The organism is Haloarcula amylolytica (genome assembly GCF_049705545.1).
Classification (GTDB): Archaea; Halobacteriota; Halobacteria; order Halobacteriales; family Haloarculaceae; genus Haloarcula; species Haloarcula amylolytica_B.
This window is the reverse complement of record NZ_JBNAMU010000001.1, coordinates 566,035-588,207: the sequence shown is the minus strand read 5'-3', so window position 1 is coordinate 588,207 and position 22,173 is coordinate 566,035. Positions and strand designations below refer to the sequence as shown.

Here is a 22,173-nt window from a genome sequence, read left to right as displayed (position 1 = left end):
TGTTAGTCGTCACCCTCGGCCATCCACCAGTCGTCCGCGTGCTCCGAGAGGTTGGTCCGCTCGGTCCGCGTACCGAGGAAGCTCTCTTTCTGCTTCTCGCTCTCGAACTCCTCGTCGAGGACGCTGTCGGCGATCTGCTCGACGTCGACGGCGTCGCCCTCCTGACTGGAGGAGACGTCGACCGGCGACGTGCCGTCCTCGCCGAACTCGAACTGGACGATGGTGTCCGAGGTGTCCCGGACGGTCCCGTCGTACTGCGTTTCGAGTTCGGACAGGGCGTTGATGAGCCGGCGCTGCAGGTACCCGGACTTCGACGTCCGGACGGCCGTGTCGACCAGGCCCTCGCGACCACCCATCGCGTGGAAGAAGAACTCCTTCGGGCCGAGCCCGGAGCGGTAGGACGCCTCGACGAAGCCGTGGGCGTCCGCCGACAGGTCGTTCTCCTCGAAGTGCGAGAGCGTGCGGTTCTCGTAGCCGCGGTTGATCCGCTCGCCCCGAACTGCCTGCTGGCCGACACAGCCGGCCATCTGGGTCAGGTTCAGCATGGACCCACGCGCACCGGACTCGGCCATGATGACGGCCGGGTTGTCCTCGCCGAAGTGGTCCTCGGCGATGTCACCGGCGGAGTCACGCGCCTTGCCCAGCGTCTGCATGATCTTCATCTCCAGCGTCTCGTCGACGGTCCGACCGGGCAGCGATTCGAGTTCGCCGCGCTCGTAGGTCTCGATGAGTTCCTCGACGCGGTCGTACGCGCTGTCGATGGCGTCGTTGATCTGCTCTTCCGCTTCACGCGGGATGGACTCGTCGTCGATGCTGATGGAGAACCCGAAGTGCATGATCGACCGCATCGCCAGCGCCGAGACCTCGTTGACCAGAATCCGGGCGCGGGTCCGCGAGTAGTCCTTGGCGATGGTGTCGACGATTTCGCCCCCGAAGGCCCCGACGGCGTCCTCGTCGATGGTGCCGCCGGTCATCTGGCCGTCCTCGACGACGACCGTGTCGCCGGCGGAGGACGTGAACTCCAGGTTCAGGTCGTCGGGCAGCAGTTCCGAGAACAGGGAGCGGCCGGTCCAGTACTCCTCGCCGTCCTCGTCGACGCCATCGGCCTCGGGCAGTTCGTCGATGCGGGTCGCCCGGAGCAGGTCAAGCGCCTGCGTCTCGTTGAACTTCGGATTGGTGTGGGTCAGCAGGTAGGTCCCGCTGATGTGGTCCTGGATCGCGCCGATGATGTTCTCGCCGAAGCGCGGGGAGAGCATCTGCTCCTGCACGCGCATGAGGACGCGGGCCTCGGCCCGGGCTTCCTCGTTTTGCAGTGCGTGCATGTTCATCTCGTCCCCGTCGAAGTCAGCGTTGTACGGCGGACAGACCGTCGTGTTCAGCCGGAACGTCTTGTACGGCATCACGACGACCTCGTGGGCCATGATAGACATCCGGTGCAGCGACGGCTGGCGGTTGAAGATGATGATGTCGCCGTCGACCAGATGGCGGGACACTTCCCACTCCGCTTCGACCTTCTCCGCGAGTTCCTCGCAGTTCTTCTCGGTCACCTTCAGCCGGCGGCCGTCCGGCCGCTTGACGTAGTTGGCACCGGGGTGTGCCTCGGGTCCGTTGGAGACGTATCGGCGGGCCTCTTCCAGATTGCGCTCGGTGACGTTCATCGTCTGGGTCATCTCCTTGGCGACCCGGTCCGGGACGCCGACCTCGTTCAGCGAGAGCGTCGGGTCCGGCGAGATGACGGTACGAGCGGAGAAGTTCACACGCTTCCCGGACAGCGAGCCGCGGAAGCGGCCCTCCTTGCCTTTCAGGCGCTGAGAAAGGGTCTTCAGCGGCCGGCCGGAGCGGTGTCGCGCCGGCGGCGTGCCCGAGATCTCGTTGTCCATGAACGTGGTGACGTGGTACTGCAGCAGTTCCCAGAGGTCCTCGATAATCAGCTGTGGGGCACCCGCCTCGCGGTTCTCCATGAACCGCTGGTTGATGCGGATGATGTCCACGAGCTTGTGGGTGAGGTCGTCCTCGGAGCGCTGGCCGTTGTCCAGCGTAATCGAGGGCCGAGCCGTCACCGGCGGCACCGGCAGGACCGTCAGAATCATCCACTCCGGTCGGGAGCGGGCCGGTTTCATCCCCAGCACTTCGATGTCGCCGTCCGGGATGTCCTCGAACCAGTCCCGGATGTCGCTGGGCATCAGCTTGTTCATGTCCTCCTCGGTCAGGTCGACCGACAGCGCCTTCTCCAGGGCGCGGCGGTCCTCCTGACGCGGGCGGAACTCGCCGCTGAGGATTTCCTGGACCCGGCTGCTGTCGATGCCGGTCTCCTCGGAGAGCTCTATCGGCGAAATCGGGTCCTCGGACTCTTCCATCGCGGCCGCAATCCGTTCGGGGTAGTCCGAGGCCAGCACGTCTTGGACCTCGTAGTAGGTGGTCGGCTTCTCGTGTTTGATGTCGTACTGCTTCTCGCCGCAGAACGGACAGCGGTCCTTCTTGCGGGCCTGCCGGATGGCGGCCTTGGTCACGTCGTTGAGGTCGCGACCGAGGTCCTGAGTCCGTGTCAGCCGGTCCGCGAACTCGTCGCGCTCGTGCTCGTCGAGACAGAGCCGGGAGCACTCCCGACAGGTCCCGCGCAGGAGGCGGCGGATGAGCTTTGCGAAGCCGACGTGGATGACCGGCGCGGCGAGTTCGATGTGGCCGAAGTGGCCGTTACAGGAGCCGCTGTGCTTCCCGCAGGTCTTGCACTCCAGGCCGGGGTCGATGACCCCGAGCCGCGGGTCCATCAGCCCCATGTCGATGGGGAAGCCGTCGTCGTCGTACGTGTCGGCCGTGATCACTTTCGTGGCCGACATCTCTCGGTACTCCTCTGGGTCCATCAGCCCGAAGCTGAGCTGACCGATTTCCTGGGGCGTCTGTTGTGAGCTCATACTGCGTCCTCCAGTTCGATCCGCGGGGCGATTCCGAGCGCCTTCATCTCGTCGAGCAGGAGCTTGAACGCGTAGGACATCTCGACCTCGTGGATGTCCGTCTCCTCCTCGCAGTTCGGACAGTAGATGCGCCGTTGCTCGACGTTCTCGACGGCGGTCATCCCGCACTGCCCGCAGACGTTGATCCACTCGCGGTCGGACTCGTCGAGCAGGCGCTCCTTGAGCGCCATCGCCGCGCCGTGCCCGATGAGCACGTCCCGCTCCATCTCACCCACGCGCAGGCCACCTTCGCGGGCGCGTCCCTCGGTGGGCTGGCGGGTGAGCACCTGCACCGGCCCGCGCGAGCGGGCGTGCAGTTTGTTCGACACCATGTGGTACAGCTTCTGGTAGAAAATGTCGCCGACGAAGATCTCGGCGTCGATCTTCTCGCCGGTGACGCCGGAGTACATCGTCTCCTTGCCGCTTGAGTCGAAGCCGTGCTCTTCGAGCGAGCCGCGCAGCTCCTCCTCGTCCTCGCCGGTGAAAGCGGTGCCGTCGACGCGGCGGCCTTCGAGTGCGCCGACCTTCCCGCCGATCATCTCGAGGATGTGGCCGACGGTCATCCGCGACGGCAGCGCGTGCGGATTGATGATGAGGTCCGGGACGACGCCCTCCTCGGTGAAGGGCATGTCCTCCTGGGGGGCGATGTGGCCGACGACGCCCTTCTGTCCGTGGCGTGACGCGAACTTGTCCCCGAGTTCGGGGATGCGTTCGTCACGCACTGAGACCTTCGAGAGCTTCGAGCCGTCCTCGCCTTCCATCAGCGTGACCGTATCCACGACGCCGGATTCGCCCGAGCGCATCGTCACGCTCGTCTCCCGGCGCTTCTGGGGCGAGAGGCCGCCCATGTCGTCCGGCTCTTCGAGGAACCGGGGCGGGCTCGTCTTGCCGAGCAGGACGGCGTTCTCGCCGACCTTCGTCTCGGGGTTGACGAGGCCGTCGTCGTCGAGGTGCGTGTACGCTTCCTCGCCGCGTGCGCCACGGACCTCGTCGTCGGGAATCTCGAAGCGGTCCTCCTGACCGCCGGGGTAGCGACGCTCCTCGCCCTCGTAGGTACGGAAGAAGTGCGAACGGGCGAGCGCGCGGTCGACCGACCCCTGGTTCATGACCAGCGCGTCTTCGATGTTGAACCCCTCGTAGCTCATGACGGCGACGACGAAGTTCTGTGCCGCCGGGCGGTCGTCGTAGCCGATCTGTTCGGTGGTCTGGGTCTTGACCATCGATAGCTGCGGGTAGTGCAGCAGGTGCTGGCGCGTGTCCGGACGAATGCGGTAGTTCGCCGACGGTAGGCCGAGCGACTGCTTGATCATCCCCGACCCCATCGTAATCCGGGGCGAGGCGTTGTGTTCGGGGTACGGAATCATCCCGGCACCGATACCGAACATCAGCTGCGGGTCGACTTCCAGGTGCGTGTGTTTCTCCGTGAGTTCGTCCTCGTCGACGCCGACGAGGATGTCCTCCTCCTCCTCGGCGTCGATGAACTCGACGAGGCCGCGTTCGACGAGCTCCTCGAATTCGAGCTCGCCGTCTTTGACCTGCTCGACCTCCTCGTCGGTCATCAGCGGCTCGCCGTCCTCGACGACCAGCAGCGGGCGTCGGGCACGGCCGGCGTCGGCGTTGATGATGACCTCGCCGGTCCGGTTCTTGACCGAGACGTTGACCATCTGGGAGACGTCCCCCCGTCGTCGCGCCTGTCGTACCTGTTCTGCGAGCTGTTCCGGGTCGGGGTGTGTGCCGACCAGACTACCGTTTACGTATACTTTGGCTTCGCGTCCCTGACTCATGTTAATCGTCCGCGGGCTGCTGTTCGATCGATTCGATACCGGGGATGCCCTGGACCCCCATCTCTGCGAGTTCCTGTTTGAGACCCTGTGGGTCCGACACGTCCTGTGACAGCTCCATCGCCTGGGCGAAGTTCTTCACCAGCCCACAGTTGGGGCCTTCAGGCGTCTCGGAGGGACAGATACGACCCCACTGGGTCGCGTGCAGGTCCCGTGCCTCGAAGTGGGGCTGAGAGCGACTGAGCGGCGAGCGCAGTCGCCGGAGGTGTGACAGCACCCCCATGAAGTCGGTCCGGTCGACCAGCTGACTCACGCCGGAGCGGCCGCCGACCCAGTTCCCCGTCGCGATCGGGTGTTCGAGTCGCTCGGTCAGCACGTCCGAGCGAACGACCGTCGAAACGGAGAGCTGACGGTTTCGCATGTTGGCCCGTTCGAGCTGGTACTTCACGTCCCGGGCGAGCTTGTTCAGCGCCGTCCGGAACAGGTCGGTCATCAGGTCGCCACTGACCTTCAGCCGCTTGTTGGCGTAGTGGTCCTTGTCGTCGGATTCGCGGCGTTCGAGTGCGAGCTCGAAGCACGCCTCGGCCATCCGACAGAGGTAGAACGCCTTGTTGATACGGACTTCCTCTTCCTCGACGCCTTCCTCGTGCAGGTGCGGGAGGAGATAGCGGTCGATGACGTAGTTGGCCCGCTTGAGCTGGTAGTTCTTGCCCTGGCCGGAGGCGACACGCTTGCCCAGCGTCTCGATGGCTTCCTCGGTCGTCTGGACCTCGGCCTCCTCCAAGTTCTCCAGCATGAACTTCACAATTTCCGGGTCCTCGCTGACGCGGTGGACGATCTCCTCGTCCGACTCCAGCCCCAGCGCGCGGACCAGCGTGACGAAGTCGATACTGCCCGAGACGGACGGGAACGAGACTTCCAGCAGCCCGTCCCGCGTTCGTTCGCACAGCACCAGCGCGCGGTAGCCACGGCGCTGGGAGAACGTCTTGGCGACCTGCACCTCGTCGCCGTACTTGGTGTCGTACTCGGCCAGAATCTTGTTCGGGGCGAGGTCCTCGCTGGTCATCAGCACCCGCTCGGAGCCGTTGACACAGAAGTAGCCACCGGGGTCTGCGGGGTCCTCGCCGATGTCGATGAGCTCCTCGTCGCTGAAGCCCGCGATGTTGCACTTGTTCGAACCGACCATGATGGGCATTCGCCCGATCTTGGTTTCGGTCCGGTCGACGACTTCCTCCGGTTCCTCCTCGCCGCCGCGGACGATGGCCATCTCCATGAACACCGGCGCGGAGTAGGTGATGTTACGGAGCCGGGCTTCCTGGGGGTACAGCAGTTCCTCGCTGCCGTCGGCCTCGCGAACCCGTGGAGTGACGACGCGGACGTCGCCCAGTTCGACCCACACCGGTTCCTGCCCTTCCTTGTCACCGATGTCAGTCTCGATTGTCTCTTTCTCGTCGACGACCTGCTGCATCCCTCTGTCGAGGAAGGCGTTAAACGAGCGGAAGTGATGTTCGGCGAGCCGTTCCTTGGCGAAATATTCACGCGATATAGCGCGGCGATCTTGTGTGTCCATTATTCTACCACCAGTCGATACACGACGGCTTCATCCGTCGTTCTGGAGTCGCGGACGATCCGAACCACGTCACCGACTTCGGCGTCATCGGGCAGCGCCTTGTCGGTGCGCTTGATCTTCGGAAGGTCCGTCTTCTTGATTTCATACTCGGTGAGTACTGCTTCGAGGTCGTCCTCGTCGACGACACTGTGGTCTGGGACGAGGTCGTGTTGACTTACATCTACCATGTGTGTGCGTGTGCGTTTGGCCTGCTGCTGGAGAAGGTGGCTGTCACGAGATACTACAGGGCCGTACTGTCGGGGTGCATATAACACTTACCAAGTCGCTCTGCTGTGGCTATCGGACCCGCCCATCCTCGCGGACTGCGGGCGTGTTTGCTCCTACCAACCACATGAAGTAGACCGGACATAGAACTTTGGGTCCCGTCATGTGCACTCATCCCGGGGCGGGTTTCTTTGGAAAGTCTTAATACTGCCACCAGGGTACGAAGAAACGCAACGAAGGCCCGGATGGTGTAGTGGCCCATCATACGACCCTGTCACGGTCGTGACGCGGGTTCAAATCCCGCTCCGGGCGTTCCTATTGCGACCAAAACTGACGGGCACCGTGCAGTGTGTGCCCGTAGGCTGCCCGGATGGTGTAGTGGCCCATCATACGACCCTGTCACGGTCGTGACGCGGGTTCAAATCCCGCTCCGGGCGTTCCTATTGCGACGAACAAATCTGTGAGTCGCAAATCCGTAGCGAGCGGATTTGAATCACGCAAACGCGAGCGGAGCGAGCGTTTGCCCGGGTTCAAATCCCGCTCCGGGCGTTTCTCTGAAGTTGACTCGACAAGCGACGCGGTTCATCGCGGCGAGATCGTTCTACAGCTCCACACAGTACACGCTTTAGTAGCCGTCCAGTAGACAGTAACCACCGTCTACTGGCCGAGAAAACAGCACATACTGATATCACAAACGCAGGACAACAGCAGACGTCCGGGGAAGTGCCCCCTTGGCCTGTCATAGTGTCCGTCCACCGGGGTCGGACGTGCTATCACTTCACGCGGGATGGCATATGTTTTGTGTTGGTTGTAAGGCGTGCCGATTGGCGGCTGCCAGCGACAAACTGTTTACGAGGCCCCGCAAAAGAGGGGCCATGGAGGACGTGGATGGCGAGGAAATGCCCGGCGCGATCGTCGAGGCGTTCCTCGAACGCGAGGAGGGCGTCCGGGCGCTGCTTGAGGAACTGGAAAAGCTCACTATCGAGGGCCGCCACGAGGAGGTCCGCGACCGCGTTCGCAATCTGGCCGACAGCGACGAGTCGGTGTTTTACACGGTGGCCTTTAGCCTCACCAACTCGCGGCAGTTCTTCGGCGACGTGGAGGCACAACTGGACGTGACCGCCGCGGACCGGCTTCGGGACCTCGCCGACACGTTTCCCGCGCTGGCCGAGCCGTTCAACATCGTCCGAACGGAGCGAGCGGACGACCGCCTCAATCCGGTGACGGACACGAGCTACGCGGTGAGCTACCACCGCGGTGTCGAGTCGCCGATGGTGACCTACAGCCCGCTGTCGGGCGAACAAGAGCTGTACGAGTCCCGCGGGACGCCGAGTGAAGTGTTGCGGGTCGCGTCCGACCTCACGGGCGCGACGACCGACGCGCTTGACGTGGCGATGGACAACGACTACTCTGTCAACACGGAGGAACTGAGCGCACTCATCGACCGCCGAGAAGAACTGGAGACAGAGCTGAGCAAGCTCCGGGACCAGCTCGACGAGCTTCGCCGGACGCCGGTTTCAGACGAGTAACGACTGGTGGTGCGGAGATAGTCATAGAGCGGTACGGAGAGCAAACCCGAGTCGCAGTGCCGCAACTGGGGCGTTTATGTGTCACGACCGTAAATGCACAGATACGATTTGCTATGGGAATGGACCGACTAGAAGATCAGGTCGAGAAGGAGGGGCGGGACCTGTCGATCCTCGAAGCCGTCATCGAGAACGGGCCGATCGGCATCGTTCGGCTCGCCGAGGAGACAGGGGTCCCGAAACACAAGGTGCGGTACTCGCTGCGGATGCTGGAAGACGACGAACTCGTCGAGCCGACGCCGCAGGGAGCGATTCCGGTGGACAACATCGACGAGCGGGTCGCAACGATCAACGACGGCATCGACCGACTGGTCGAGCAGCTGGACGGACTGCGGGACGTGTTTTCGTCCACAGAGTAGCGCCGCCGGACGAGCAGTCGGCACCCGTTTCCGTGGCAGCAACCCTTTTCGACCGTCGACGTGATGCGTCGGTATGGATGTCGCTCTCATCAGCGATTCGCACATCCCGTCCCGGGAGCACGAAATCCCGCCGTCGTTCCGGGAACGCATCGAGGTCGCCGACCACGTCATCCACGCCGGTGACTTCGACAGCAAGGGGGCGCTCGCTGACATCCGCCACATGGCGACGGAGCTGACCGCCGTTTCGGGCAACATCGATCCGCAGATCGGGCTGCCGGACCGGGCGACAGTCGAACTCGGCGGCGTTACGTTCGTCGTGACACACGGCACCGGATCGCCGCGGGGCTGGGCGGACCGCGTAGCGGCTGCGGTCCGGGACGAAGCCGATAGCAGTGCCGTCGGCGTCGCCGGCCACACCCACGAACTGACAGACGCCGTCCACGAAGGTGTGCGGCTCCTGAATCCCGGCAGCGTCACGGGCGCATCGCCGGCCAGCCGACCGACGATGCTGACGGCGACGGTCGAGGATGGCACGCTCGACGTGAGCCAACACGAGCTGTAAGGCCACAGGGCTCTCGCGGTTCGTTCCCGCGTACCGGCAGCTATTGCCACTGTTGGCCGCCTTTGCAGCGAACGCGGGTCTTTTTCCCGCAGGGACCGCAGAACCGGTATGGAAGTCTTCGCGGTCGAGGGGCTGCCCGAGGTCCGCCCCGGAGACGACGTGGCGGAACTGCTCGTCGAGCAGGCCGACCTCCGGGACGATGACGTGGTCTGTGTCGCCAGCACTATCGTTTCCAAGGCCAACGGACGCGGCCGGTCGCTGTCGTCGTACGAGCCAGGCGAGCGTGCCGAACGCATCGCGGCGACCATCGGAGATATCGCCGACGAGGAGAAGGACCCGCGGATGGCCCAGGCGATACTCGATGAGTGTGAAGAGGTGCTGGTCGAAGCCCCCTTCATCCTCGGCGTGACGAAGTTCGGGCACATCACGGTCAACGCGGGTATCGACCGTTCGAACGTGCCCGGCGCGGACCTCCTCTTGCTCCCCGAAGACCCGACGGCGGAGGCCGAAGCGATCCGCGATGGTATCCGCGAACGGGTGGGCGTCGAACCCGGCGTCATCGTCACCGACACGTCCGGCCGGCCGTTCCGTCTCGGGCAGCGCGGCGTCGCGCTGGGCTGGGCCGGCCTCCCCGCCTCGCGGGACTGGCGGGGCGAACGCGACCGCGACGGCCGCGAACTCGAGGCCACCGTCCAGGCCGTCGTCGACGAACTCGCCGCCGCGGCCAACCTCGTCACCGGCGAAGGCGACGGCGGGACACCCGCCGCAGTCGTCCGCGATTTCGACTTCGGCGACCACGCGGGCAGCGAGCAGCTGTTCCGCGACCCGGAGAACGACGTAGTCAGACAAGCACTCAGAGAATGGTCATATGTACGCGATTGAACTCACCCCGGAACACCCGGTCGCACAGCTCGCCTCGTTTGCCGAACAGGCCGAATCGAACGCGCTCGACGCCGTCTTTGTCAGCCATCACTACAACAACCGCGACCAGTTCATGACGCTGACCGCGATGGCCGAGCGGACCGAGGAGGTGCTGCTCGGCCCCGGCATCGCCAACCCATACGAGACGCACCCGGTGACGCTGGCCTCGCGGGTGGCGACACTGGCGGAACTGAGCGACGGTCGGGCCGTCTTCGGTATCGGGCCGGGCGATAAGTCGACGCTCAGCAACCTCGGCTTTGGCCACGACGACGCCCTGCGTCGCGTGCTTGAGACGTTCAAGACCGCACGGAAACTCTGGGACGGCGAGCGCGTCGACCACGACGGGACGTTCGAAGCGGTCGACGCCGGGCTGAACTACGAGGTCGGCGATATTCCGGTGTACGTCGGCGCGCAGGGACCGCACATGACCCGGATGTCGGCGAAGCACGCCGACGGCGCGCTGTACAACGGGGCGCATCCGAAGGACCTCGCGTGGGCACGCGAGCAAGTAGAGGAGATGGCCGACGAGCGGCCCGAGGAGTACGGCGAGTTCGACCTCGCAGCCTACGCCAGCGTCTCGGTCGCCGAGGACGAGGCCGAAGCGCGGGAGGCCGCCCGGCCACCGGTCGCATTCGTCGCTGCGGGATCGCCACCGCCGGTGCTCGACCGCCACGGCATCGACCACGACACTGCCGACGACATCGGGCAGGCGATTTCGGCCGGCGAGTTCTCGGCCGCGTTCGAGGGCGTGACCGAGGCGATGCTGGACGCGTTCTGTATCGCCGGGACGCCGGAGACGGTGGCCGAGCGGACGGCGGCGTTAGAAGAACACGCCGACAGCGTGGTGTTCGCGTCGCCGCTCGGCCCGGATGTCGAGGCGGCTATCGATCTGCTTGGGGCGGCGCTCGACCGCCGGAGCCGCTGAACAGCGACAGCACGGCCCCCAGCGAGAGGTACCCGAAGAAGGCGACCGAGACGGTCGTGATGACCGCTCCGACGGCGAGCATGAGCGCCGCCAGCGGGTCGTTCAGTGCCACGTCGATGAACCAGCCGGGCATGTCGATGATGCTCTGGAGCAGTTCCGACAGCAGTCCTTGCATTACCTGAACGTTAGCGTGGCCCTACTTTGCGTTTGCGTTCCCGGCGGGCGGTGTCCTACTGGCGCTGATACTGTCGGCTGTAACTTCGTGAGGATATTCGCCACCCCGACTTGGCGATATTCGCCGCGTGATTACAGCCGACAGTATGAACAGCGAGGGTTTTGGGCCTCCCGACACTGGAACGAGATATGAGCGTTCGCGAGGAGTTCGACGAGTGGGCGGCCGAAGGCAAAGACAGAGGGATGGAGGACCGGCACTGGCACACCGCCAAGCACGTCCTCGCCCGGATGCCGGTCGAACCTGGTGATACGGTGCTCGACCTCGGGACGGGCTCGGGCTACGCGCTCCGCGCGCTCCGGGACACGAACGACGCCGGCCCCTGCTACGGGCTCGACGGGTCGCCGGAGATGCTCCGCAACGCCCGCGAGTACACCGACGACGACGGGATCGGGTTCCTGCGTGGCGACTTCGACGCGCTGCCGTTTGCGACCGACAGCATCGACCACGTGTTCTCGATGGAGGCGTTCTACTACGCCAGCGACCCGCTACACACCCTCGAAGAGATCGCGCGGGTGCTGCGACCGGGCGGGACCGCCAACATCGCGGTGAACTACTACGAGGAGAACGTCCACTCCCACGAGTGGCAGGAGTTCATCGACATCGAGATGACCCGCTGGAGCGGCCCGGAGTACCGAGAGGCGTTCCGAAAGGCGGGTCTGGCCGTGGCCTCACAGGACACCATCCCCGACCGCGAGGTCGAGATCCCGCCGGCGGATGCGTTTCCCACAGACGAGTTCGAGACCCGCGAGGCGATGGTCGAGCGCTACCGCGAACTGGGGACGCTGCTGACCGTCGGCGTCGCCACCGAATAACGGTCGGGAAGCGGCCCGTCAGAACACGGATGGAGGCGGAACGACCGACAGAGTATTTTGTGACTGCGGGCAAAACCAAGGTGTATGGCCGAAGACGCCTCGCTGGATGACTTTCTCGATAGCAGCGAGAGCGAGGACGAGGGCGGTGACGGTATGTCTGCGGGAGACGGGACTGCAGAGACGGAAAGCGAGGCCCCCGACGCCGACGCCTCGACTGACGCGGTCGAACCGGCCGTGACAACGTACGCGTGGTCGCCCGAGGGAGCGGCCTGCGCCGAGTGTGGCGAAGTCGTCGAGCGGCGGTGGACGCAGGACGGCGTCCTCGTCTGTGGGGCCTGTAAGTCCTGGTGAACCGCGCTACCGGCCGTAAATCGGATGTGTGTGGACCTCACGCATCCACAGAGTTACATACGCTCACGCCGTAGTGATGGCCATAACCGAACGGCCCGGAGCATGTGGCAACCCACACAAGATACTTACTGGTCGATGGGGCAGAATATTCCACCAGTCCCCGTGCCAAGCCGTCGTCCCACGAGACCGCGACTATGACAGACACTGACACCTCACGCAGTCAACAGTCGGACAGTCCCCTCCGTGACGCGACACGCGTCGCCAATCAGGTGATCGAGAACGTCGAGCAGGTCATCGTCGGACAACACGACGCTATCGAGCACATCGTGACGGCAGTGCTCGGCCGCGGACACGTCCTGCTTGAGGACGTTCCCGGCGTCGGCAAGACGATGCTGGCCCGCTCCGTCGCCGCTTCCTTCGACGGCGAGTTCAAGCGCATCCAGTTCACGCCCGACCTCCTGCCGACCGATGTGACCGGCGTCAACGTCTACAACCAGAAAACCCAGGAGTTCGAGTTCCGGCCCGGCCCCATCTTCGCCAACGTCGTCCTCGGCGACGAGATCAACCGTGCACCGCCGAAGACGCAGTCGGCGCTGTTAGAGGCGATGGAGGAACAGCAGGTGTCCGTCGACGGGACCACACATCCCGTGCCACAGCCGTTTACCGTCATCGCCACGCAGAATACGGTCGAGCAGAACCGGGCCTACGACCTTCCGATGGCCGAACTCGACCGGTTCATGACGAAGCTCCACCTCGGGTACCCGGACGAGGCGGCGGAGACGGAGATGCTGGGTGACGTGGTGGGGCAACATCCCATCGAGGAACTCACGTCGGTCGCCACCCTCGAAGCGCTGTCCGCCGCTCGGGAGACGGTGGCAGAGGTGACCGTCGAAGAGCCGATACGCTCGTACGCGACCCGACTGGCGCGGTACACCCGGGAGAACGCACAACTGGGCGTCAGCCCGCGGGGGAGCATCTCGCTGCTGCGGGCGGCACAGGCCCGGGCCGTCCTCGACGGGCGCAGTTACGTCATCCCCGACGATATCCAGACGGAAGCGCCGGTCGTCCTCCCACACCGCATCCGCACCGAGAGCAGCGAGCAGGACGCCCGGGCACTCGTCGCGGAGGCACTCGATACCGTCTACGTCGAATGAGACCGACACGCCGCGGTTTCGCCGTCCTCGCCGTCGCCGTCGCCGCCCTGCTTATCAGTGCCAGATTCGGCCAGCCCGGGCTCACCGCCGTCGCCGGCCCGCTGTTCGTCGGCGTGTTCGCCGCCGCGGTCCAGGTTCGCTGGAGTGACGCGCCGACCGTCGAACGGGGCCGGCTCCACCGCGGCTTTCCCGGCGAGACGAAGCCCGTGGAGTTCCGCGTCGACGGCAGCGGCATCGCAACGGTCACCGACCGGCTCTCTGAGGGATTAAAGGGGGAGACGACCGTCACTAAATCCCTGCCCGCGACGGTGACCTACCGAGTCACCTACACGGCCCGGGGCGAGCAACAGGTCGGCCCCGTCGAAGCGACGGTGACGGACGCGCTGGGGCTCGTTGCGGAGCGGTACACTATCGAGAGCAGGACAGCCGTACTGGTGTATCCCCCCGTTTACCGGCTGGGCGGGACGGACGCGTTCGCGCGAACGTTCACGCCGGAGAGCGAAGACCGGCAGTCGTTCGACCGACTGCGGGAGTACGTCAGCGGGGACTCGCTGCGGGACGTCCACTGGAAATCCAGCGCCAAGCGCGAGGACCTGCTGGTCAAGGAGTTCACCGACAGCCGAAGCGACCGGACCCTGCTCGTTGCTGCGGAAGCCCAGCGGGGCCACGCCGACGAGATGGCCGCCGCAGCGGCGACTATCACGATGGCTGCGCTGGAGAGTGGTCTCGCGGTCGAACTCGCCGTCCCGAACGGCGCGGTCGAGCAGGGGTACGGCGACACCCACCGGACGCGACTGCTCGAACTGTTGGCCCGGGCTGACGCGGGCCGGACCGACCGGGCGGACGACGCCGACGTGGTGGTCACGGCCAACGGCGACGGCGTCACGGTGTCGGTCGACGGCCGCCGCCAGTCCTTCGCCGACGTGACCGCCAGTCGGGACAACCCCATCGCGGGCGAGGTGAGCGGATGAGCGCCGCCGCGGTCCGCGACCGGCTCCCCTGGAGCGGGTCCCGGATACTGGCGCTGCTTGCGTCGGCGCTGGCTATCGGCGCGCCGCTACGGACGATGTTCTACCTCAGCGACGTGGTCGGCGACCCGACCCTGTTTCTGGCGCTCACCGCGCTCTCGCTCGTCGGTGCGACGCTGCTGGCCCGCGTGCTCAGACCGCCCCTCGCGGTCGCTGTCGGCGCGGTGCTGTTCGCCGGCGGGCTCGGCGCGTACATCTTGAACCTCTCGACGGACCCGGCGGTGACGGAGCTGCTGGCCGACACCGCCGCCCTGCTGACCGGGCGGTCGCTGCTGCAGATCGCCAAGGTCAGGCTGTGGGTGCTGTCGTTCGCGCCGGCACCGGTGTTTCTGACGTGGTACTTCGCCCTGCGGCGCTGGTACGTGACGGCGACAGCGGCGGCCGGCACAGCGCTCGCGTTTTTCGCCCTGACGACCGATGCCGGCGTGGTGACCACGCTGCTGGGCGTGGTCGGCATCGCGGCGACGATCGGCTTCGGGACGCTCGATACGCTGTCGGCGGACGAGCCGGCTGACATGACGAAGCGGCCCGACGCGATGTCCGGCGGTGACGAGACGGGACACGCAGGCGACGACAGTGAGGGCATCGACACCGGTCGGCGCGCCGTTCTCGAACAGCTGGCGGCGATAATCGTCGTCCCAGCGGCGCTCTCGCAGGTGCCGATCACCCGGGATAGTTTGCTGTCGTACGACGACGGGTCGGACGGCCAGACTGTCGAGGGGAGCCTCTTCGACGCCGGGGAGTCCCTCTCAGTGCTCGGGAGCATCTCGCTGACGCCGGAGATACGGTATACGGTCGAAAGCGAGGAGCCGCGCTACTGGCGAGTCGCCTCCTATGACCGCTACACCGGCGACGGGTGGGTTCGGACGGGCAACCCCCGTCCGTACGACGGTCAGCGCCTCGACTCCCCGGAGGGAGAGACCCGAACGCTTCGCCAGGAGTTCCAGGCGGAATCGACCATCGGCACGGTCCCGGCCGCCTGGAGACCAGTCCGCTACTCGGGGGAGCCGTCAGTGTCGGTCTCCAGCGAGGGCGGGTTCCAGCCGGACGGCACGCTGTCGGCGGGCGACAGCTACGAGGTCAGGAGTGAACTGCTCGTAGCAACCCCGGACGGGCTGCGCGGGGCCGGCACCGACTACGACGGCGTGACCGCGGAGCTGTACACCCAGCTTCCAGACAGCACGCCGGACCGGGTCACTGAACGGACATCTATCCTCACTGCGAACGCCGAAAACCCCTACGAGACGGCGCTAGTCGTCGAGCGGTGGTTGCAGGAGAGCAAGGGCTACTCGCTCGAGGTCGACCGACCCGGCTTCAACGTCGCCGACGCCTTCCTCTTCGAAATGGACGAAGGGTACTGCGTCTACTTCGCGACGACGATGGTAACGATGCTCCGGACCCAGGGCATCCCGGCGCGCATGACTGTCGGCTACACGTCCGGCCAGCGTATCGAGGAGAACCGGTGGGTCGTCCGCGGGCTCAACTCCCACGCCTGGGTCGAGGTGTACTTCCCCGGCCAGGGGTGGGTGCAGTTCGACCCGACGCCGTCCGGGCCACGCGAGGAAATCCGACAGCAGCGTATCGAGGAGGCGAGTTCGGACGAATCGTCGCCCACTGTCGGCGACGGTGTCCCCGTAGAACGGTACACTCCCTCCGACACGTCGACGCCCGCCCCGCTGACCGAGACCAACGGTACCGAGGCCGAGCCGACTGAGACGCCAACGGCCACAGAAACCAGCACACAAACCGGCACTGCAGCGGAGCCGGGCTCGGGCGAATCGGGACTGAGCCTGCCGGCGCTCCCATCACGCGAGGAGATGACGCTCGGTGTCGTCGCCCTGCTCGGCATCGCAGCGGGCGCACGCCGGTCCGGACTCAGCGAGCGGGCCTACCGGGCGGTGTGGCTGCGATACCAGCGCCGCGTTGACCCCGAGACCGACGTCGAACGGGCGTTCCAGCGGGCCATGTACGTCCTCGCGAAGGAGCACCGGGCCCGTAATGGCGGTGAGACGGTGCGGGCGTATCTCGACGCGATAGGGGCCGACAACCGTGTCCGTCGGCTGGCGACGCTCCGGGAACGGCTCCGGTACGGCGGCGAGGTCGACGAAGCGATTGCCGACGAGGCCGTCGAAATCGCCGATGGAATCGTCTCCGACCGGTAGTCCCCGACAGTGTTTAATAGGTCGTGTTCGTAGGCGCGATTGTAATGTCGGAAGTCTGCTCGACGTGCGGGCTGCCTGAGGAGCTCTGCGTCTGTGAGGACGTCGCTAAGGAGTCCCAGGAGATTAACATCCGCATCGACGAGCGCCGTTACGGGAAGGAGGTAACGATTATCGAGGGATTCGACCCGAAAGACGTCGACATGGACTCGCTGTCCTCGGACCTCAAATCGAAGTTCGCCTGCGGTGGCACTGTTGAGGACGGGCAGATAGAGCTCCAGGGCAATCACACGGGCCGCGTCGAGGATTTCCTCCGCGACAAAGGTTTCAACGTCGCCTGAACTCCTGACTGCCAACGGTTCTCGTGAGAGCGGCGTGGCAAGCCGTTGCTGTGACCTGCTCGCTGGTTTTCACTGTGGCCTGCTTGCCAGTATCCACCGCGGCCGACCACGAGTGGTCACGTCCAGAACCGTTTTTGTGCCCTCGTAAGGATTTTCGAAAGCGACCGGCCGAGATCGTTGTTGTTACGTGATACCAACGCCCATGATCGGCGGTCAACTATTTCAACCATGGGGCGGTAACTGTTCGCAATGTTCGTTGTACCCCGGCGGGTGGTGGCCGTCGGACTCGTGGTTCTTCTCCTCGGTGGGGGAATCACGCCGCTTCCGGTGGCGGCGACCCCGGATCACGGCACGGTGACCGGGGCAAGCGCCGAAACGGTGGCCGGCGTAGACGGCGAGAACGGCACGTGTCAGGCGGACATGGCATCGGAGCAAGATAGCAGTGGGACAGTCGAGACAACAGCCACTGTCGAGTCGAACGGCCCGGTGGTCCGGGTAGGAAGCGCCGATACGCGCCACCGCCAGCCGCGAGGACAGGGTGGGGACACAGTCGGGGCAGCCGCCGCGACAGCGGCCAACATGGAGACAGGGGCAGCCACGTCGGGTGCGACACAGACCGACGACGGTGACGTAATTCGGCAGACACAGACCTACGCGCGTGTGCCGGAGGAGCCGGGCGAGGTCGCAGTGACGCTGACCTACGAGGTCCCGGACCGGGTCGTCGACCTCGAAACACACGTCCCGGCGGCGGCGACGGTAACCGAAACGGAGGGGTTCGAGCGCGTCAACGAGTCCGTCTACGAGTGGGACGAGGCGACGGATCCGGCGACGATCAGCTACCGCATCAATCCGAACCAGACAATCGAAAAAAGCGGGCCGGAGGGGGCAGAGGGCCGGTATCTCAGCGTCGATACCGGCGACTGGGCGCTGCTCACGCGGTCACTGACGCCAACGCGCTGGCGCTACACTGGCCAGGAGCCCGTCAGGTACAACCGCACGGTCCGGACGGCAGGACCGGGGGCAGCGGGCGAAGAAGTCGTGTACCTCGGCGAGGTAGCGACCTTCGAGGAGACGGCGCACAACCAGACGTTCACGCTGGCTGTTCCGGAGCGGGCGACGATGACGGCCTCGCCGATTTCCGTTCTCGACTCGATGGCGAACGCGTCGAACGCGCTCCGGGTCGGCGACCGTGACGAGCAGGTGTTCGTCGTCGCCGCGCCGTCCGGGGCCGTCGAGTGGGGCGTCGAAGGGTATCAAATCGGTGACGCTGACATGTGGGTCCAGTCCGGGCAGTCGCTCGATACCGCCAACAACGTCTGGCTCCACGAGTACGTTCACAGCCGGCAGGCCTACGAGACGACGCGGGAGACGCGATGGACGGTCGAGGGCTGGGCGACGTACTACGCCGCCGTCCTGACGCTGGAACAGGACCGGATCGGGTTCGACGAGTTCCGGGCACAGCTCGCAGCGGGCGGACGGCCCGTCTACAGCGACGTGGCACTGACGGACCGGTCGAGTTGGACGAACGACGCGAACTACAGGAAGGGCGCGCTGGTCGCCGGGCGGACCGACGTCCACATCCGCTCGGCCACTGACCGCAATCAGACACTCCAGACTGTGTTCCAGTCACTGAACGGCTATCGCGATCCGGTCACGCAGTCGCAGTTCCTCACCGAAGTCGAGGCCGCTGGCGGGGCGAGCGTCCGGAACACGACCGCGACGGAGACGGAGACGACGGTGGCAGTGACGATGTGGAACGAGACGACACACCGGCGGTTGTTCGGGTCGATTCCGGCCCGTATCGGCTACGGTCTCCCACCGGTCGACCGTACGGACGCCTACCGCGCAGATAGTGTCTACCGGTCGAACGCATCGGTCGGCGGGAGCGAGCCGGTCCGGCTGGCGACCAACGAGACGCTCGCGGTCGACGCGGTTGTCGAGAACGCCGGCGGCGAGACGGGGGCGTACAACGTGACGCTCGCGGTCAACGAAACCGTCGTCGCCGCGAAACAGGGCCAGATCGAACCGGGGGCACGGACCGAGGTCGAAGTGACACACACGTTTGCCGACCCCGGCCGATACGTGGTTAGCGTCGACGGCGACACCGTCACGGTCGTCGTGTCGGAGCCGGCAGCGGCCGGCGTGACCGACGTCACCGCCAGTCCGCGCGAACTCAGACAGGGCGGCAGGGTCGACGTAGCCGCCACTGTCGCTAACGAAAACGACATTCCCGGAACGGCGGCGATAGCGTTCCGCCGTGACGATGTCGTGTTCGCCGAGCAGCGACTGTATCTCCCGCCGCAAGCGACGACAACGGTCACCCGGACGATCACCCTCGATGAACCCGGGACGGTGTCGCTGTCGGCGGGCGACGGACGGACCACGACGGCGGTCGACGTGATCGTCTTGACCGAGACAGCGGAACCGACACCGGCGCCGACTTCGACGGAGACGACCACAGACACAGGGACCACGACTGCGGAGGGGGACGGTTTTACCGCGTTCATGGCCGGCCTCGCGGTGTTGCTTGCAGCCCTGATCGCCCGACGGCGTGATCGCTAACGAGCCGAAGGGAACAGTTATTGGGGTCGGCCAGCCGTTGTCAACCGTGAACGTCGGAATCGCGTACGCCGTCCTGTCGGCGCTGGTGTTCGGGGTGTACCTGTTCGTTATGAAGCGGTGGTTCACCGAGTACCCGTCGCCGGTGTTCCTGCTGCTTACGTACAGCCTGGTTCCCGTCGTGTACCTCCCGATCGTCTTCATCAGCAGCGAGCCCTTCCTCCCGGCGGGAAACCGCGTCAACGTCCTCGCGTCGGTGCTCGCCGTGACAGCGGTGACGGCAGTGGGACTGCTCACTCTCTTTCGGGCGATCCGCGTCGGCGAAGTCTCCTACGTCTCGCCGATCAGCAAAATCGTCCCCGTGTTCGTGTTACCGCTGGAAGTCGGACTGCTGGGCCAGCACCTCTCGGCGCTGCAGGTCGGCGGCGTCGTCGTCGCGACCGCCGCCGTTTACGTCGCGAACTGGCAGGGGACAGCGTTACTGGCCCCGCTCGAACGGGCCCGGCAATCCCGGCCCGCGCAGCTGGCCCTGCTGTCGGCTGCGACGTTCGCGTTCGTGGACGTGGGCAAGCGGGTGCTGATGCAGGAGTTGGCCATCGAACCGACGACCTACATCCCGGTGATGGCCGTCGGTATCGCCGCGTTGATGGCGCCGCTCGCGTTCCGGTACCAGGTCCCGCCGGGATGGCGGGGGGACCTCCCGAAGTTCGTCGTCGCGGCGATGTTCGTCGCCTACGCGAACCACATCGTGTTGCTGTCCTTCCAGCAACTCCCGGCGAGTATCGTCTCGCCCATCGTCAACGGGCAGGCCATCGTCGCCGTCATCCTTGGCGCGATCATTCTCGATGAGTCGCACTTCCGGGCACGCCTGGCCGCCGCAGGGCTGGCTATCGTCGGTATCGCGATGATATCGGTCGGGTAGAAAGGTTAGGCCGACTTTCGCTCCGAGGAGCAGCCAACCTGTACCGCATAGCTCGATTGAAGCCACGCAGTCGGATTTTCGGTATCATAGACGACGACGTCGCCGCCGCCAGTGGTGAAGCTGCCGTACTGCTCGTCGGAGTCGGTAGTATCGCGCGACGCTGGTTCCATTGTGGTACAAGGGCACATCCGACATAGTGCTACATAAATGTTTCTCAAATGTGGTATGGAGTATTATTAGCATACTAGGACTCGGGCGCATAATATAGTCCAACTGAGAGACCAGCACCGATATGTGGCCGCCGGTGGAGCTATCGGGTATGACACGAGCGGACGCCCCAGTGACGCCGCCAGTCGTGCTGACCGTCGCCGGCAGCGACTCCGGCGGCGGGGCCGGCATCCAGGCCGACCTCAAGACCATCGAGGCCTGTGGCGGCTTCGGGACCAGCGCGATCACGAGCGTGACGGCACAGAACACCACGGGCGTACAGGGCCAGCATCTGCTCCCGACTGAAGAGATCGAGGCCCAGATCGAGGCGGTCGTCGAAGATTTCGACGTGGCCGCGGTCAAGACGGGAATGCTCGCGACGAGCGACGTCATCGATCTGGTCGTCGACCACGCCGCCGACCTGCAGAACCTCGTCGTCGACCCAGTGATGGTGGCAGCGTCGGGCGACCGGCTGCTGGCCGCCGAGGCGGAGGACGCCTACGAGGCCCTCATCGCCGAAGCGGCGGTCGTCACGCCGAACGCCGACGAGGCCGCCGTCCTGACCGGCCGCGATGTCGACGACCCCGAGACCGCGGAACGGGCGGGCCGTGACCTCGTCGAGATGGGGGCCGACAGCGCGCTCGTGAAGGGCGGCCACGTCCCGGGCGACGCCGTCGTCGACACCCTTGTGACCGCGGACGAGGTGACGACGTTCCGCCACGACCGCATCGACACCGAGGCCACCCACGGCTCGGGCTGTACGCTCTCCTCAGCCATCGCGACGCAGCTGGCCCACGGCGACGATCTGCCGACGGCGGTCGGAAGCGGCATCGACCTGCTCGCGAGCGCCGTCCGGTACAACGTCGACGTCGGCGAGGGGCCGGGCGCGGTCCACCACCTCGTCCAAACGCGCAACGATGCCGCGCGATATCCGACGAGCGAGGCTGTCGAGCGGGTTGTGTCGGCACTCGTCGATGCAGACGTGTCGGCGTTAGTCCCCGACCGAGGGATGACCGTCGCCGGCGCGACACCGTACGCAGAGACGCCAGACGCGGTCGCCGCCGTCGAGGGCCGCATCACCCGCACGATGGACGGCATCCGGCCGAACCGCGGCGTCCGCTTCGGCGCGTCGACGACGGTGGCTCGCGCCCTGCTGGCCGCGCGTGAACACGCCCCCTCACTTCGGTTCGCTGTCGACTGCCGGCTGACCGACGCCGTCGAGGACGCGGTAGCGTCGCTCGATGGCGCTGTCGCGACGTGCGACCCCGCCGAGCGACCGGATTCGGTTCCCGACGACGCCACGGCGCGGTGGGGCATCGACCGGGCGTTCGAGACAAGTGACGGAACGCCGGTCGCCGTCATCGGCCGCGAGGGCGTTGGTACCGGCGGGCGCGTGACGCTGCTCGCGGCGGACGCCGACGGCCTCGTCTCCCGGGTGGAGACCATCCACGAGACCGTCGGGGACGGCGCGTAGCGGGCCGGTCGG

General features: G+C 65.8%; 20 protein-coding genes and 2 tRNA genes. 16 read left to right on the top strand and 6 right to left on the bottom strand.

What is annotated here, in order from left to right; translation table 11 throughout:
* Positions 1-2: 2 nt before the first annotated feature.
* The 4 genes from ACOZ4H_RS03130 to ACOZ4H_RS03115 are packed head-to-tail and all read right to left on the bottom strand — an operon-like array spanning position 3 to position 6,529.
* Positions 3-2,912: a DNA-directed RNA polymerase subunit A' gene (locus tag ACOZ4H_RS03130; protein ID WP_424327924.1), complete on the bottom strand. Its 2,910-nt coding sequence runs from the start codon at positions 2,910-2,912 to the stop codon at positions 3-5.
* The gene (gene rpoB / locus ACOZ4H_RS03125) at positions 2,909-4,735 is read right to left on the bottom strand and encodes a DNA-directed RNA polymerase subunit B (RefSeq protein ID WP_424327923.1); all 1,827 of its coding nucleotides are present in this window, start codon (positions 4,733-4,735) and stop codon (positions 2,909-2,911) included. The genes ACOZ4H_RS03130 and rpoB overlap by 4 nt, the downstream gene beginning before the upstream one ends.
* Position 4,736: 1 nt before the next feature.
* Complete coding sequence (locus ACOZ4H_RS03120; protein WP_312616561.1) at positions 4,737-6,302, bottom strand: DNA-directed RNA polymerase subunit B''; 1,566 nt, start codon at positions 6,300-6,302, stop codon at positions 4,737-4,739.
* Entirely contained in the window at positions 6,302-6,529 is a 228-nt protein-coding gene (locus ACOZ4H_RS03115) for a DNA-directed RNA polymerase subunit H (RefSeq protein WP_004959115.1), read from the bottom strand. The genes ACOZ4H_RS03120 and ACOZ4H_RS03115 overlap by 1 nt, the downstream gene beginning before the upstream one ends.
* Before the next feature lie 276 nt (positions 6,530-6,805).
* Here ACOZ4H_RS03115 and ACOZ4H_RS03110 point away from each other — a divergent pair.
* From ACOZ4H_RS03110 to ACOZ4H_RS03080, 7 genes are all read left to right on the top strand, one after another.
* Positions 6,806-6,878: transfer RNA gene (locus tag ACOZ4H_RS03110), tRNA-Asp, on the top strand.
* Positions 6,879-6,930: 52 nt separating this feature from the next.
* Positions 6,931-7,003: transfer RNA gene (locus ACOZ4H_RS03105), tRNA-Asp, on the top strand.
* 438 nt (positions 7,004-7,441) lie between these two features.
* On the top strand, positions 7,442-8,095 hold the full coding sequence (locus tag ACOZ4H_RS03100) for a hypothetical protein (protein ID WP_004516061.1): 654 nt from the start codon (positions 7,442-7,444) through the stop codon (positions 8,093-8,095).
* Between the two features lie 119 nt (positions 8,096-8,214).
* On the top strand, positions 8,215-8,511 hold the full coding sequence (locus ACOZ4H_RS03095) for a winged helix-turn-helix transcriptional regulator (protein ID WP_424327922.1): 297 nt from the start codon (positions 8,215-8,217) through the stop codon (positions 8,509-8,511).
* A gap of 73 nt (positions 8,512-8,584) precedes the next feature.
* On the top strand, positions 8,585-9,073 hold the full coding sequence (locus ACOZ4H_RS03090; RefSeq protein ID WP_424327921.1) for a metallophosphoesterase family protein: 489 nt from the start codon (positions 8,585-8,587) through the stop codon (positions 9,071-9,073).
* 108 nt (positions 9,074-9,181) lie between these two features.
* A complete protein-coding gene (locus ACOZ4H_RS03085; RefSeq protein ID WP_424327920.1) occupies positions 9,182-9,955 on the top strand; it encodes a coenzyme F420-0:L-glutamate ligase in 774 nt (257 codons plus the stop codon).
* Positions 9,942-10,919, top strand: coding sequence for a 5,10-methylenetetrahydromethanopterin reductase (locus ACOZ4H_RS03080; protein WP_424327919.1), 978 nt, complete (start codon positions 9,942-9,944; stop codon positions 10,917-10,919). Before ACOZ4H_RS03085 ends, ACOZ4H_RS03080 begins: the two co-directional genes overlap by 14 nt.
* Here ACOZ4H_RS03080 and ACOZ4H_RS03075 read toward each other — a convergent pair.
* A complete protein-coding gene (locus ACOZ4H_RS03075; RefSeq protein ID WP_424327918.1) occupies positions 10,876-11,094 on the bottom strand; it encodes a hypothetical protein in 219 nt (72 codons plus the stop codon). The two genes, ACOZ4H_RS03080 and ACOZ4H_RS03075, sit on opposite strands and share 44 nt — an antisense overlap.
* Before the next feature lie 188 nt (positions 11,095-11,282).
* Between ACOZ4H_RS03075 and ACOZ4H_RS03070 the strand changes: the two genes are divergently transcribed.
* The 8 genes from ACOZ4H_RS03070 (at position 11,283) to ACOZ4H_RS03035 (ending at position 20,480) form a co-directional block, all read left to right on the top strand.
* Positions 11,283-11,966 carry a class I SAM-dependent methyltransferase gene (locus ACOZ4H_RS03070; RefSeq protein WP_424327917.1) on the top strand — a complete coding sequence of 228 codons (684 nt, stop codon included), beginning with the start codon at positions 11,283-11,285 and terminating at the stop codon, positions 11,964-11,966.
* Between the two features lie 84 nt (positions 11,967-12,050).
* A complete protein-coding gene (locus ACOZ4H_RS03065) occupies positions 12,051-12,317 on the top strand; it encodes a DUF7573 domain-containing protein (RefSeq protein WP_424327916.1) in 267 nt (88 codons plus the stop codon).
* A gap of 194 nt (positions 12,318-12,511) precedes the next feature.
* Entirely contained in the window at positions 12,512-13,471 is a 960-nt protein-coding gene (locus tag ACOZ4H_RS03060; RefSeq protein ID WP_424327915.1) for an AAA family ATPase, read from the top strand.
* Complete coding sequence (locus tag ACOZ4H_RS03055; protein WP_424327914.1) at positions 13,468-14,442, top strand: DUF58 domain-containing protein; 975 nt, start codon at positions 13,468-13,470, stop codon at positions 14,440-14,442. Before ACOZ4H_RS03060 ends, ACOZ4H_RS03055 begins: the two co-directional genes overlap by 4 nt.
* On the top strand, positions 14,439-16,661 hold the full coding sequence (locus ACOZ4H_RS03050) for a transglutaminase domain-containing protein (protein ID WP_424327913.1): 2,223 nt from the start codon (positions 14,439-14,441) through the stop codon (positions 16,659-16,661). Before ACOZ4H_RS03055 ends, ACOZ4H_RS03050 begins: the two co-directional genes overlap by 4 nt.
* Positions 16,662-16,705: 44 nt before the next feature.
* Positions 16,706-16,999, top strand: a complete 294-nt coding sequence (gene yciH, locus ACOZ4H_RS03045; RefSeq protein ID WP_004516073.1) for a stress response translation initiation inhibitor YciH — start codon at positions 16,706-16,708, stop codon at positions 16,997-16,999.
* Between the two features lie 249 nt (positions 17,000-17,248).
* The gene (locus tag ACOZ4H_RS03040; RefSeq protein ID WP_424327912.1) at positions 17,249-19,561 is read left to right on the top strand and encodes a peptidase; all 2,313 of its coding nucleotides are present in this window, start codon (positions 17,249-17,251) and stop codon (positions 19,559-19,561) included.
* Between the two features lie 37 nt (positions 19,562-19,598).
* Positions 19,599-20,480 carry an EamA family transporter gene (locus tag ACOZ4H_RS03035; protein WP_424330330.1) on the top strand — a complete coding sequence of 294 codons (882 nt, stop codon included), beginning with the start codon at positions 19,599-19,601 and terminating at the stop codon, positions 20,478-20,480.
* Positions 20,481-20,485: 5 nt separating this feature from the next.
* On the opposite strand, the gene ACOZ4H_RS03030 is transcribed toward ACOZ4H_RS03035, so the two are convergent.
* Positions 20,486-20,650 carry a DUF7331 family protein gene (locus ACOZ4H_RS03030; protein WP_004590650.1) on the bottom strand — a complete coding sequence of 55 codons (165 nt, stop codon included), beginning with the start codon at positions 20,648-20,650 and terminating at the stop codon, positions 20,486-20,488.
* A 122-nt stretch (positions 20,651-20,772) separates the two neighbouring features.
* On the opposite strand from ACOZ4H_RS03030, the gene thiD reads away from it, so the two are divergent.
* Complete coding sequence (gene thiD, locus ACOZ4H_RS03025; protein WP_424327911.1) at positions 20,773-22,161, top strand: bifunctional hydroxymethylpyrimidine kinase/phosphomethylpyrimidine kinase; 1,389 nt, start codon at positions 20,773-20,775, stop codon at positions 22,159-22,161.
* Positions 22,162-22,173 lie beyond the last annotated feature (12 nt).